Origin of the sequence: Sphingomonas melonis DAPP-PG 224 (assembly GCF_000379045.1) — a bacterium.
Lineage (GTDB): Bacteria > Pseudomonadota > Alphaproteobacteria > Sphingomonadales > Sphingomonadaceae > Sphingomonas > Sphingomonas aquatilis.
The window spans coordinates 2,405,608-2,418,708 of sequence record NZ_KB900605.1; the positions used below are offsets into that span (position 1 = coordinate 2,405,608).

Consider the following 13,101-nt stretch of genomic DNA (forward strand, 5'->3'; position numbering starts at 1 on the left):
TAAGGGCGCGCTCCTCAACCCCGCATGGGAGGCATCATAGCCCGGTGCGCGTGGCCGAACGGCCGCCGTCATCCGCTTCCCAGAGGCATTAACCGGAAGGACTTATCCTATGGCGGCTCCCGTCGTCACCATGCAGCAGCTGATCGAGACCGGCGCCCACTTCGGCCACCAGACCCACCGCTGGAACCCGAAGATGAAGCCCTATATCTTTGGCGACCGTAACGGCGTCCACATCCTCGACCTGTCGCAGACCGTTCCCCTCTTCGCCCGCGCGCTCGAGTTCATCTCGTCGTCGGTCGCCAGCGGCGGCAAGGTGCTGTTCGTCGGCACCAAGCGCCAGGCGCAGGACGCCGTCGCCGATGCAGCGCGTCGTTCGGGCCAGCACTTCGTCAACCACCGCTGGCTGGGCGGCATGCTCACCAACTGGAAGACGATCAGCAACTCGATCAAGCGTCTGAAGGCGCTCGAAGAGCAGCTGTCGGGCGACACGCACGGCCTGACCAAGAAGGAAGTGCTGCAGCTCACCCGTGAGCGCGACAAGCTCGAACTGTCGCTCGGCGGCATCCGCGACATGGGCGGCATTCCCGACGTGATGTTCGTGATCGACGCGAACAAGGAAGAGCTGGCGATCAAGGAAGCCAACACGCTCGGCATCCCCGTCGTCGCGATCCTCGATTCGAACGTCTCGCCGGACGGCATCGCCTTCCCGGTTCCCGCGAACGACGACGCGAGCCGTGCGATCCGCCTGTACTGCGAAGCCGTGGCGATCGCCGCGACCCGCGGTAACCAGGAGCAGCAGTCGCGCCGCGGCGTCGACCTGGGTGCGCAGGACGTTGCGCCGGTCGAGGAAGCGCTGACCGTCGAGCCGGTGTCGGCGGATGCCGGCGCGGCAGCGGAGGCCGAGCGTCAGATCGACGCGTAAGCACCGTCACGATGCTTTCATGCGGGCGGGGCAGGGCGTGCGCTCTACCCCGCCCGCAAACACATTCAGACTATAGAGGATATGCACATGGCTGATATCACCGCAGCGATGGTCAAGGACCTGCGCGAGAAGAGCGGCGCGGGCATGATGGACTGCAAGAAGGCGCTGAACGAGACCGCCGGCGACATGGACGCCGCGCTGGACTGGCTGCGTACCAAGGGCCTTGCCGCCGCGCAGAAGAAGTCGAGCCGCACCGCGGCCGAGGGCCTCGTCGCCGTCGCGACCAGCGGCACCAAGGGTGCGGCGGTCGAAGTGAACTCGGAAACCGACTTCGTCGCGAAGAACGACCAGTTCCAGCAGTTCGTCCGCGAAGTCGCGCAGATCGCGCTGGCGACCGGTGGCGACGTCGACGCGCTCAAGACCGAATCGATGCCCTCGGGCAAGACGGTCGAGGAAGTGCTGACCAACAACATCGCGACGATCGGCGAAAACCAGTCGCTGCGCCGCGCCAAGCGCCTCGAAGTGTCGAAGGGCGCGGTCGTCAGCTACGTCCACAACCAGGCGTCGCCGGGTCTCGGCAAGATCGGCGTGCTCGTCGCGCTGGAATCGGACGCGGGTGAAGAGGCGCTTCAGGCGCTCGGCAAGCAGCTGGCGATGCACATCGCCGCAGCCTTCCCGAAGGCGCTGAACGAGGAAGACCTGGACGAGGGCGAGATCGAGCGCGAGCGCGCGATCGCGACCGAAAAGGCCGCCGAATCGGGCAAGCCGGCCGACATCATCGCCAAGATGGTCGAAGGCTCGATCGCCAAGTTCCGCAAGGAGCATGCGCTCGTCAGCCAGCTGTTCGTGATGGACGGCAAGACCAAGATCAGCGACGTCGTCGCCAAGGCGGGCAAGGACGCCGGCGCCGAGATTAAGCTGGTCGACTATGTCCGCTTCCAGCTCGGTGAAGGCATCGAGAAGGAAGAGAGCGACTTTGCCGCTGAGGTCGCCGCAGCTTCGGGCGTTGCGCAGAAGGGCTGATCCGGCCTGTCCTCCGTCCTTAGGGGCGGACGAGCAAAAAAGATCCCATGGGCGCGGGCTGGCGCCGGTTGAGGCAGACTGACCTTCCCGCTTTGTCGTGAAGGAGGTTGCCCGTGCCCGTGTCCGTCTCATGCCATGCCGCCGTCAGCACGCAGCTGAACGCAATCTTCGTGTCGCTGGAGCTGAGCCGCTCCACCTGGCTGGTGACGTCGCTGTCGCCGGGTCGCGGCGAGCGGATCTCGCGGCATCAGGTGAAGGGCAGCGACGTGCCGGCACTCCTGGAGCGGTTCGCGCAGTTACAGGCGAAGGCCGAGGCGCGGATGGGCGAGCAGTACCCGTTGGTCGTCATCCAGGAGGCGGGCCTCGACGGCTTCTGGATACACCGCTGCCTGGTGCGCGAGGGTATCGAGAGCTACGTCGTCGACGCCGCCTCGATTGCCGCTTCACGACGCAGCCGGCGCGCCAAGACGGACAAGCTCGACGGCGAGGCGCTGGTCCGCACGCTGCTGGCCTACAAGCGCGGGGAGCCGCGGGTGTGTGCGATGGTGGCGGTGCCGAGCGTCGAGGACGAGGACCGGCGACGCATCTCGCGCGAGCGGCGGGCTTTGGTCGTGGAGCGGGTGCGGCACGTCAACCGCATCAAGGGCCTGCTGTTCGCGCAAGGGGTCGGCGACTACGAGCCACTGCGCGCCGACCGGCGGGCGCGGCTGGACGAACTGGTGACCGGCGATGGACGACCGCTGCCCCGGCATGTTCGCCGCGAGATCGAGCGCGAGCTGGACCGGCTGGAGATGGTCGTCGGCCAGATCAAGCAGGTCGAAGCCGAGCGCGACGCGCTGCTCGAGCCGCGGTCGGATGCCGCCGGTGAGGCGGACACTGGTCCCCGGCTCATCCAGTTGCGCGGCATCGGTCCTGAGTTCGCCGGCGTGCTGCACGCAGAAGCGTTCTTCCGCAGCTTCAGCAATCGACGACAGGTCGCCGCCTATGCCGGGCTGGCCCCATCACCGTGGCAAAGCGGCAGCATGGACCGGGAGCAGGGCGTGTCCAAGGCGGGCAACAAGCGGTTGCGAACGACCATGATCCAGGTCGCCTGGCTGTGGCTGCGTCATCAGCCGGACTCGGAGCTGACGAAGTGGTACGCGGAGCGGGTGGGCGCGAACGGTGGTCGCGCGCGGCGGGTCATGATCGTGGCAGTCGCACGCAAGCTGCTGATCGCGCTGTGGCAGTTCGTCTCGGCCGGCGTGGTGCCCGCAGGCGCGCTGCTGAAGGCCGCATGAGCACGTAACCCGATACGAGTTCCCGCAGGGCATCGTCCCTGCCGGATCCAGGTGGACGGACCGGAGGTCCCTGTTGGCTTCAGATGCCGAAAAAAAGGTTGGTCCCGTCTCCTGAGCCAGACCCGACGCAAGCGGGATTGTGGTGCAGCCGCGCACGAGCGGCGACCGGATGTGAGGTTAGAGCGGACCGGTCACCGGGACGCTTGTTGCAACAGGCTCAGGCCAGTGATCCAGAAATTGAGGAGGACGACCATGGCCTGACGCTCTGACCATTCCTGACGATTGATCTGGAATGGCGACGACAAAGCGATAAGCTGGCGTCATGTACGCCGCACGAGCCAAGCGCACCTATCCTTCAATTTGGCGGGTGATCCTCGCCTTTGTAGTGGTCCCGGGCGCAGCCGCCTTGTTGATGGCTATTGCTATGCCAGCATATGAGGGCATCACCGATCCGCTCGAACGGATCTGGCGGAGCGCTGTGGCATTTGCCGTGTTTGGCGCTTACCCTCCAGCCTTTATCATCGGGCTCCCGGCGTTCTTCATGTTACGCCGACACGTCAATGCGACAATCATCAACTGCGCTGCGACTGGTGCAGTGGTCGCCGCTCTTCCCTGGCTCGTGCTCGCGTTAATAAGTCGACCGGATAATGCGAGCATTGATGGACGATCAACCGTCATCGACGGATCTTTGACTGCTTACGGATGGCTGATGAACTTCTACTACGTCGGCCAAATTGCCCTATTAGGCGCTATTGCAGGCGCGCTGTTTTGGTTCATTGCTGCGGCTGGCAGCCGAACCGGCAAGGTAGAACAGATATGATTGTGCGGAAGGAAAGAGGCTGCACGCTCTACCGCACAGCCTCTTGACCTGAGAACTCCCATGTGAGGGGGCATCGCGTGATCTACGTGATGCCCCCTTTTTCGTAGTTCTTCTAAAGCGCCCGGGCGTCAGTGCGCCGACCAGCCCAGCGTCAGGCGCAACCCCAGCACCAGCGCATTGCGGATCGTGCGGTCCGCCGCCGGATTGATGACATATTGGATGTCGGGTTGCAGGGAGACACCCTTCATCAGCGTATCGGTATAGGTCGCCTCGATGATCGTTTCCGCCCGGCCGAGTGCAGGCAGTTCCGGCGGATTGGCGCTACGATAGCTGTTCGACAGCACGCCGCTGCCCGCCCCGATCGAAACGGCGCTGTCGGGCCGCGATGCAAAGGGCTGTTTCAGCAGCAGGCCGCCTTGCCAACCACCGCGAAACGGCGTCGTCTTCCCCTCGGACAGCCCCAGCCGCAAAAACCCTTCGAGCTGGCGGGGGGCGTCGGCCTTGCCGGCGAGCAAGCGCTCGGCGATCAGATAGACGCCGCGCGACGCGTGGAAACCGGGCCCTTGCGAGATTTCCGGCAGGATGATCGTCGGCTGGGTGCGCGTATAGGTCCATGCGCCGACGGCGACGCGGCCGTTGCCCGTCCAGCCCGCTTCGCCGATCAGCAGCGCGCCGTCGCGGCCAGTGAAGTCGATGCCATTTTCGTCGCCGATCGTGCCGGCGCGCGCGTTGACCACGGCGAATGCGCCATAGGTCTTGCCGGCCTCGACCCGCAGCCGGGCGGCGAGCGCCGTCGAGGGAAAGATCGCCGGGCCGTTGACGCCCGTCGCGGCCAGTTCCGATCCGACGCCGAACATCGGCGAGATCAGCAATCCCGCCGCATCGTTCTGGTAGAATTCGCTGTTGACGTCGTACAGCCCCGCCCGCAGCGACCAGCCTGAAGCCAGCGCCTGCTCGACCCAGGCTTCGTAGAGTTTGAAGCGCCCCTGCGACACTTCGATATTGTTGATGCCCTGGATCGATCCGGCGAGATCGTTGGGCTTGCCGCCCATGTTGTTGAGCAGCGCTGCATGCGCCTTGCCGCCATGCCATCCGATCAGCGCGTCGAGATCGGCCTCGGCGATCACGTCGATATTGTCGAGATAGCGCACGCCGCGTTCGAGTCCGCCGGACGCCACGCCGGCGACATCGGCCGTGTAGTCGGCCGACAGGCTCCATGCGCTCGACGCCTCTTGGGCAATCGCCGCGTCGACACAGCCAACGCTGATCGCGATGATTCCGGCGCCCCACCGCATGGCGCGGCAAATGGCAAAGATCCTGTCCATGTCTACTCCCTGTTATGACTGGTTACGGGAGCGGTAATGGCGATGGCGTTTCCCTTATTGGTCAATATGGACCTAATTTGACTTGGTGACGGCCGGAAAGCATTTCGGTTGATGCCAGTCGGCCAAGCCCGTCAGCGCGGTTAACCCAACTTTATCCGTTTCCGACATAATGACAGGAACATGACGCGGAACGGGAGAATTTAGGGGTGCGATCGATCAACACGATGATGATGGCGGCGATTGCCGCGATCATCGCCCTCGTCCTGGCCTCGGCCGGGGTGAGCCTGTGGGCCAATGGCCAGCAGTCCGCGGCGCGCGACCGCGTCGGCGCGGCCTCCCGATTGCTGCGCAATCACATGACCGCGGATATGATGCACGATGCGATCCGGGGCGACGTGCTGTCGATCCTGCGCGCGATCCGCGTCGGCGACCTCAGCCTGACGGACAATCGCAAGGCGCTGGAACAGGATGTGGCGACGCTGCGCAAGACGCTGGCCGTCGACCGCGCCTATGCCGCCGCGCCCGAAGTCGTCGCCGCGGCGACGCAGATCCAGCCGCAGGTCGACGCCTATATTGCCAGCGCCCGCTCCGTCGCGGCGACGGCTGCCGTCGATCAGGATCGCGCATCGACGATGCTGCCGGCGTTCCTGCGCACCTTCCACGACCTGGAATCGGGCATGGAAACGGTGTCCAACCGTCTCGAAACCCATCTGAACGCGGTGGACGCCGATGCCGACCGGGTCACCAGCCTCGCCTCCATGTCGCTGATCGCGACGACCCTGGCGTTGCTGGCCCTCGTCGGCACGATCGGCGTGCTATGCCGGCGCTATGTGGTCGCGCCGCTTCTTCAGTTGGTCGGTGTCCTCAACCGGATGACGTCGGGCGACCTGACGGTGGCCGTGCCCGCCACGGGTCGCGGTGACGAGCTGGGGCAGCTCGCGGGTGCGACGACGGCGCTGCGCGATCAGCTGGTCGGCGCCGAACAGGCCAAGGCGGCCCAGACGACGTTGATTGTCGACAGCTTCGGCCAGGCGCTGTCGCGTCTGGCGGAGGGTGATCTGGTCTCGCGCGTCGATGCCGATCTCACCGGGCCGTTCGCGCGCATCAAGGACGATTTCAACGCCGCCGTATCCGCCCTGCAAACGACGCTCGCCGCCATGTCCGAATCGGCGTCCAGCATCAACAGCGGCGCCGGCGACATCCGCCAGGCCTCCGACGATCTGTCGCAACGTACCGAACAGCAGGCGGCGAGCCTCGAGGAAACCGCCGCGGCGATGGACGAGATCACCAGCACCGTCCGCTCCACCGCGGAACGCGCCGGCAGCGCCAATGCCGCGGTACGCAGCGCCCGCGACGAAGCGCAGCATTCGGGCGCCGTCGTGCGCAACGCCGTGGAGGCGATGGGCGGGATCGAGCGCACGTCGGGCGAAATTTCCGAAATCATCAGCGTCATCGACGGCATCGCCTTCCAGACCAACCTGCTGGCGCTGAACGCCGGTGTCGAGGCGGCGCGGGCAGGGGACGCGGGCAAGGGCTTCGCCGTCGTCGCGTCGGAAGTGCGGGCGCTGGCGCAGCGGTCGGCAGAGGCGGCCAAGGACGTCAAGACGCGGATCACCGCCTCGTCACAGCAGGTGGACGAGGGCGTGCGGCTGGTCGGCGAAACCGGCCAGGCGTTGCAGCGGATCATCGACCGGATCGCCGAGATCGACGGTTTGGTCGCCGATATCGCGCGCTCGGCCGAACAGCAGGCGACCGGCCTGCAACAGGTCAACACCGCGGTCAGCGAGATGGACGGCGTGACGCAGCAGAATGCCGCGATGGTCGAGGAAGCGACCGCCGCCGCGCGCAGCCTTGCCGCCGAAGCGGAGACGATGGCGCGCCAGATCACCCGCTTCCGCACCGGCGGTGGGGCCACGTCCAATGCATCACCCGTCGCGCAGTTGCAGGAACGGGCGGCGGTGGCCGGACGCCAGATCGCGGCGGCGAGCAAGCGCCGGGCGACGGGCAACCTCGCCGTCGTCGCCGCATCGGACGACTGGTCGGAATTCTGACCGACGCGGGCAGGGGCGGCACCGCGACGCGCCGCTCCTGCCGCCATCGGCCCGCCGTTGCCCCGGCACGGCCGATCTGCTTAACCTTGCGCGCATGAAGACCCTCTTTGCCGCGAGCCTGCTCGCCACCGCCGCTGCCATCGCCGCGCCCGCCGCCGCCCGCCAGCTTACCATCGATGACGTCACCACGCTCAGCCGCGTCGGCGCGCCGACCGCGTCGGCGGACGGCAAGTGGCTCGTCTGGGCGCAGCGCGAAACCGATCTCGCCGCCAATCGCGGCCGCTACGACCTGTGGCGCCTCGATCTGACCCGCAAGGGCGCCAAGCCCGAACCTTTGGTCGCCGAGGCGGAGGTCAACGAAAACGCACCGCAGATCGTCGGATCGACCGTCTACTTCCAGTCGAACAAGGGCGGCGAGGATGCCATCTGGGCGATCCCCGTCACCGGCGGCACGCCCCGCAAGCTCACCAGTTTCCAGGGCGGCTTCGGCGGCTTCAAGGTCGCGCCGACCGGCGACCGCATCCTCGTCTGGGCCGATCGCAAGCCCAACGCGCCCAGCCTCGCCCCCGCCATGGTGAAGAAGGACCCGCTGGCCGGCGAGGGCCGCGTCTACGACAAATTGTTCGTGCGCCACTGGGATACGTGGGCGGACGGCACGCAGTCGCAGCTCTTCGTCCTGCCGCTGACCGCCGCGGGCGCGCCGGGTGATGGCGTCGCGATCGAACACGGTCTCGACGGCGATGCCCCCTCGCGTCCCTTCGGCGGCGGCGAAGAGGTGTCGTGGAGCGCCGACGGCAAGACCGTCTATTTCGCGCTGCGCGTCGCCGGCACCACCGAACCGCTGTCGACCAACCTCGACATCTGGTCCGCGCCCGCCGACGGTTCCGCCGCGCCGGTGAATCTGACCGCCGCCAATCAGGCGACCGACAATCTGCCCACCGTCTCGCCCGACGGCCGCAGCCTCGCCTGGTTCGCGATGAAGCGGCCCGGCTTCGAAGCCGACCGCCAGGTATTGATGCTCCGCGATCTCGCGACCGGCCAGGTGCGCAGCCTGACCGAGGGCTGGGACCGATCGGTCGGGTCGATCGCCTGGTCGCCCGATTCGAAGCGCATTTACGTGACGGCGCAGGATACGCAGGAAAACCCGCTGTTCGCCGTCGATCCCGCGACGGGCAAGGTCACGCGCCTGACGCAAGCCGGTCATGTCTCCGCCGTCGTGCCGACGCCCAAGGGCGCGGTCGTCGCGATCAACAGCCTGACCGCCCCCGACGATTTCTACGCCGTCGCCGCCACCGGTAAGGGCAAGCCCGCGCGCCTGACCGCGGTCAATGCGACCAAGCTCGCCGGCATCGACATGCCGACCGTCAGCCGCTTCAGCTTTACCGGTGCGAACAACGACACCGTCTGGGGCTATGCGGTGAAGCCGTATGGCAGCACGGGCAAGGTGCCGGTCGCGTTCATGGTCCATGGCGGCCCGCAGGGATCGAGCGACAACAGCTGGTCCTATCGCTGGAACCCCGCGGTGTTCGCCGGCGCCGGCTATGGCCTCGTCGCGGTCGATTTCCATGGGTCCACCGGCTACGGTCAGGCCTTCACCGATTCGATCAGCAACAATTGGGGCGGCTGGCCGCTCGACGATCTGAAGGCGGGGCTGGCCGCGGCGACCACCAAGTTCGGCTGGCTCGACGGCGACAAGGCCTGCGCGCTTGGCGCCTCCTATGGCGGCTATATGATGAACTGGATCGAGGGCAATTGGCCCGATCGCTTCAAGTGCATCGTCCAGCACGACGGCGTCTTCGACGCGCGCGCCATGGCCTATGAAACCGACGAACTGTGGTTCGACGAATGGGAACATGGCGGCAAGACCTATTTCCAGGACCCCGCCGCGTTCGAAAAGTGGAACCCGGTCAATTACGTCGCGCAGTGGAAGACGCCGCAATTGGTCATTACCGGCGAAAAGGACTTCCGCATTCCCTATACGCAGGGCCTCGCCGCCTTCACCGCGCTCCAGCGCCGCGGCATCCCCTCGCGCCTCCTCGTCAACCCGAACGAGAACCATTGGGTGCTGAAGCCCGCCAACTCGCGCCAATGGTATCGCGAGGTGCTGGGCTGGATGGATCGCTGGACCAAGGACCAGCGCTAACTTGCTCGCAGGTCAGGCGGCGCGGCTGAAGGCGGACAGGCGAGGATGCAGGTGGCGCTCCTCCCAGTCCAGCCGGCGGCGCAGCCTGGCCTGTAGCATCAGCACCGCACGGCGATAGGCGGGGAACTCCGCCTTCACGCGCTGCGGCGGCCAGGCCGCCACCTGCGCGCTATAGTCGCGAATCAGCACCTGCATGTCCGCGGCGCCCTGGATCCGGATCGGGTCGTCTGCGGGCAGCTGCTGGCAGCACGCCTCTTCTCGGGCGACATGTGCCTGGAATGTCTGATAGAATTTTACGCGGGCGCGTTGCAGGTCCGCGTCGAACCCGGTCGATTGGTCCATCGCCATGGCGAAGCTGTGCATCAGCGTTCGCAATTCGTCATGGTCGTGGTGCAGATCGTGCATCGGCTGGCGAACTCTGGTCCGTTGGGGGATCGCCGTACCCCCAAAACATTTACCAAAACCCTATGATGCCAGACGCTTCCGGCGTGCTGCACGCACCCTTCTTCTCAGATGCGTCCGCCATGGCTACAGGCATTGCCATGACCGAGCTTCCCAAGACCTTCGACCCCGCGACAATCGAACAGCGCTGGTATGCGCATTGGGAGGCGAACGGCCTGTTCCGTCCCGACCGGCCGAATGCCGAACCCTGGACGATCGTCAACCCGCCGCCCAACGTGACGGGCAGCCTGCACATCGGCCACGCGCTCGACAACACGCTGCAGGATATCCTGACCCGCCATGCCCGGCTGAAGGGCAAGGATGCGCTCTGGGTCGTCGGCACCGACCATGCCGGTATCGCGACGCAGATGGTCGTCGAGCGCCAGATGAACGCCGCCGGCCAGAAGCGCACCGACCTCAGCCGCGACGACTTCATCGCCAAGGTTTGGGCGTGGAAGGCGGAGAGCGGCGGCCAGATCACGCAGCAGCTGCGCCGCCTGGGCTGTTCGATGGACTGGGCCAACGAACGCTTCACGATGGACGAGGGCTTTTCGAAGGCCGTGCTCAAGGTCTTCGTCGAGCTGCACCGCCAGGGCCTGCTCTACCGCGACAAGCGCCTCGTCAACTGGGACCCGGGCCTCGGCACCGCGATCAGCGACCTCGAGGTCGAGACGCGTGAGGTGAAGGGGAGCTTCTGGCGCCTGCGCTATCCGCTCGCCGACGGATCGGGCTTCATCGAGGTTGCGACGACGCGGCCCGAGACGATGCTCGCCGACATGGCGGTCGCGGTGCATCCTGACGATGCCCGCTACGCCGCGCTGGTCGGCAAGCAGGTGCGCCTGCCGATCACCGGCCGCCTGATCCCGATCGTCGCCGACGAACATGCCGATCCCGAACTGGGATCGGGCGCGGTGAAGATCACGCCGGGCCACGACTTCAACGACTTCGAAGTCGGCCGCCGCGCCGGGATCGAGGCGCGCGACATGCTCAACATGCTCGATGCCAAGGCACAGATCGTGCAGACCGCGGACGGCCTGATCCCCGCCGACCTGCTTGGCCTATCGACCGCGGACGCGCGGAAAGCGATCGTCGCCCGCCTGAAGGACGATGGCGTCCTGATCCCGCACGTCGACAAGGACGGCAACGAGCACGACGCCGAACCGCGCACGATCCAGACGCCGTTCGGCGACCGCTCCGGCGTGGTCATCGAACCCTGGCTGACCGACCAATGGTATGTCGACGCCAAGACGCTCGCTCAGCCCGCGATCGAGGCGGTGCGCAGCGAGGCGATCAGGATCGTCCCGAAAACCTGGGAAAAGACCTTCTTCAACTGGATGGAGAACATCCAGCCGTGGTGCGTCAGCCGCCAATTGTGGTGGGGCCATCAGATCCCGGCGTGGTTTGGCTTTTCAAAGGAATGGTTAGAAGCCAACGCATCGAAGACGTTTGCGGACATTGGCCGACAGGTCTTCTCCGGCGCCGGGCCGGAACAGATGGCCTTTGTTGGAGAAACGGAAGCTGATGTTCGTCAGCAGGCGGAGCAATATTACGGGGATGCCTGGCAGATCACGTTTTCCGATGGCGAGGAAGGACAGGTGCCGACCATTGAGGGTGAAAAGCCCGCTGTTGTTCTGATTCGCGATTCCGATGTCCTCGACACGTGGTTTTCCTCCGCACTCTGGCCGTTCGCGACACTCGGCTGGCCCGACAACACCGACCCCACGCTCGGCGGTCGCTATCCCAATGACGTGCTGATCTCCGGTTTCGACATCCTGTTCTTCTGGGATGCGCGGATGATGATGCAGGGCATGCACTTCCTGAAGGACGTCCCCTTCAAGACGCTCTACCTGCACGGCCTCGTCCGCGCGGCGGACGGCGCCAAGATGTCGAAGTCCAAGGGCAATACCGTCGACCCGCTCGGCCTGATCGATACCTACGGTGCCGATGCGCTGCGCTTCTTCATGGCGGCGATGGAAAGCCAGGGCCGCGACATCAAAATGGATGAACGCCGCGTCGAGGGCTATCGCAACTTCGCGACCAAGCTGTGGAACGCCGCGCGCTTCTGCCAGGCGAACGGTATCGGCGCGAGCGCGACAATCGAGGCACCCGCGGCGACCCTGCCCGTCAACGCCTGGATCATCGGCGAAACGATCCAGACCGTGCAGGCGATCGACCTCGCGCTTGCCGACCTGCGCTTCGATGCCGCGGCGAACGCCATCTACCAGTTCGTCTGGAGCCGCTTCTGCGATTGGTATCTCGAACTCATCAAGCCGCAGGTCGTGGACGGCGTCCGCGGCGAGATCGACCCGGAATCCAAGGCGGTCGCCGCCTGGGTACTCGACCAGATCCTGATCCTGCTCCACCCGTTCATGCCCTTCATCACCGAAGAGCTGTGGCACGCCAACCCGCGCGCCCACGACCTGATCGTGGCACAATGGCCGCAGACCGACGCGCGCAGCCTCGATCCGGCGGCGGAAGCGGAGGTCGCGTGGCTGATCCGCCTCGTCGGCGAAATCCGCACCGCGCGCACCGAGCTCAACGTGCCCCCGGGTGCGCGACTGGTGCTCCACACCGCCGACGCCGACGCCGCGTTGCGTGACCGCCTGGGGCGCAACGCTGCCACGCTCGGCCGCCTCGCCCGTACGGAAACGGTCAGCTTCGACGCCCCCGCCGCGGGCAGCGTGCTCCAGATCGTGGTCGATGGCACCACCTTCATGCTGCCGGTCGAGGGCGTCATCGACCTCGACGCCGAACGCGCCCGCCTGACCAAGGGCATCGCCGCCGCGGAAAAGGAACGCGACGCGCTCGCCGGCCGCCTCGGCAACGCCAGCTTCGTCGAACGCGCCAAGCCCGAAGCGGTGGAAAAGGCCCGCGCCGACCACGCCGAAAAGGCGGCAGAGGCGGAACGTTTGTCAGCCGCCCTGGCGCGCCTGGGCTAAAGGGGAGGGCGCACCGCTCTCCCCGCGCACCCCGTCACCCCGGACTCGTTCCGGGGTCCACTTTGCGGCGAGGGGGATGGCTGGAGGCTCTATCGTCCCCCCGCGGCCTGGTGGACCCCGGACCAAGTCCGGGGTGACGGGGGATTTGCGGTGCCTGGCG

Annotated in this window: 9 protein-coding genes; 7 read left to right on the forward strand and 2 right to left on the reverse strand. The window is 66.3% G+C overall.

Annotated features, from left to right (window positions below):
* Nucleotides 1-109 precede the first annotated feature (109 nt).
* The 4 genes from rpsB to SPHME3_RS0111765 all read left to right on the forward strand — a co-directional run bounded on the left by rpsB (nucleotide 110) and on the right by SPHME3_RS0111765 (nucleotide 4,042).
* Nucleotides 110-922, forward strand: a complete 813-nt coding sequence (gene rpsB / locus SPHME3_RS0111750; protein ID WP_017978965.1) for a 30S ribosomal protein S2 — start codon at nucleotides 110-112, stop codon at nucleotides 920-922.
* 87 nt (nucleotides 923-1,009) lie between these two features.
* Nucleotides 1,010-1,945, forward strand: a complete 936-nt coding sequence (gene tsf / locus SPHME3_RS0111755) for a translation elongation factor Ts (protein WP_017978964.1) — start codon at nucleotides 1,010-1,012, stop codon at nucleotides 1,943-1,945.
* A 119-nt stretch (nucleotides 1,946-2,064) separates the two neighbouring features.
* Entirely contained in the window at nucleotides 2,065-3,222 is a 1,158-nt protein-coding gene (locus SPHME3_RS0111760; RefSeq protein ID WP_172436192.1) for an IS110 family RNA-guided transposase, read from the forward strand.
* Nucleotides 3,223-3,544: 322 nt separating this feature from the next.
* On the forward strand, nucleotides 3,545-4,042 hold the full coding sequence (locus SPHME3_RS0111765) for a hypothetical protein (RefSeq protein ID WP_018250504.1): 498 nt from the start codon (nucleotides 3,545-3,547) through the stop codon (nucleotides 4,040-4,042).
* Between the two features lie 128 nt (nucleotides 4,043-4,170).
* On the opposite strand, the gene SPHME3_RS0111770 is transcribed toward SPHME3_RS0111765, so the two are convergent.
* Complete coding sequence (locus tag SPHME3_RS0111770) at nucleotides 4,171-5,367, reverse strand: carbohydrate porin (protein WP_231292017.1); 1,197 nt, start codon at nucleotides 5,365-5,367, stop codon at nucleotides 4,171-4,173.
* Nucleotides 5,368-5,573: 206 nt separating this feature from the next.
* Here SPHME3_RS0111770 and SPHME3_RS0111775 point away from each other — a divergent pair, with 206 nt between their 5' ends.
* Together SPHME3_RS0111775 and SPHME3_RS0111780 are read left to right on the forward strand one after the other, a co-directional pair.
* Complete coding sequence (locus SPHME3_RS0111775; protein WP_017978962.1) at nucleotides 5,574-7,418, forward strand: methyl-accepting chemotaxis protein; 1,845 nt, start codon at nucleotides 5,574-5,576, stop codon at nucleotides 7,416-7,418.
* Between the two features lie 94 nt (nucleotides 7,419-7,512).
* Nucleotides 7,513-9,561, forward strand: coding sequence for a S9 family peptidase (locus SPHME3_RS0111780; protein WP_017978961.1), 2,049 nt, complete (start codon nucleotides 7,513-7,515; stop codon nucleotides 9,559-9,561).
* 12 nt (nucleotides 9,562-9,573) lie between these two features.
* On the opposite strand, the gene SPHME3_RS0111785 is transcribed toward SPHME3_RS0111780, so the two are convergent.
* The gene (locus SPHME3_RS0111785) at nucleotides 9,574-9,966 is read right to left on the reverse strand and encodes a hypothetical protein (protein ID WP_017978960.1); all 393 of its coding nucleotides are present in this window, start codon (nucleotides 9,964-9,966) and stop codon (nucleotides 9,574-9,576) included.
* A 137-nt stretch (nucleotides 9,967-10,103) separates the two neighbouring features.
* Between SPHME3_RS0111785 and SPHME3_RS0111790 the strand changes: the two genes are divergently transcribed.
* Nucleotides 10,104-12,941 carry a valine--tRNA ligase gene (locus SPHME3_RS0111790; protein WP_017978959.1) on the forward strand — a complete coding sequence of 946 codons (2,838 nt, stop codon included), beginning with the start codon at nucleotides 10,104-10,106 and terminating at the stop codon, nucleotides 12,939-12,941.
* The last annotated feature ends 160 nt before the right edge of the window (nucleotides 12,942-13,101 follow it).

What these genes read in the sequence shown, in the direction of transcription:
- rpsB (WP_017978965.1), top strand. Translation starts at nt 110, where the DNA reads ATGGCGGCTCCCGTCGTCACCATGCAGCAGCTGATCGAGACCGGCGCC.
- tsf (WP_017978964.1), top strand. Translation starts at nt 1,010, where the DNA reads ATGGCTGATATCACCGCAGCGATGGTCAAGGACCTGCGCGAGAAGAGC.
- SPHME3_RS0111765 (WP_018250504.1), top strand. Translation starts at nt 3,545, where the DNA reads ATGTACGCCGCACGAGCCAAGCGCACCTATCCTTCAATTTGGCGGGTG.
- SPHME3_RS0111770 (WP_231292017.1), bottom strand. Translation starts at nt 5,367, where the DNA reads ATGGACAGGATCTTTGCCATTTGCCGCGCCATGCGGTGGGGCGCCGGA.
- SPHME3_RS0111780 (WP_017978961.1), top strand. Translation starts at nt 7,513, where the DNA reads ATGAAGACCCTCTTTGCCGCGAGCCTGCTCGCCACCGCCGCTGCCATC.
- SPHME3_RS0111785 (WP_017978960.1), bottom strand. Translation starts at nt 9,966, where the DNA reads ATGCACGATCTGCACCACGACCATGACGAATTGCGAACGCTGATGCAC.
- SPHME3_RS0111790 (WP_017978959.1), top strand. Translation starts at nt 10,104, where the DNA reads ATGACCGAGCTTCCCAAGACCTTCGACCCCGCGACAATCGAACAGCGC.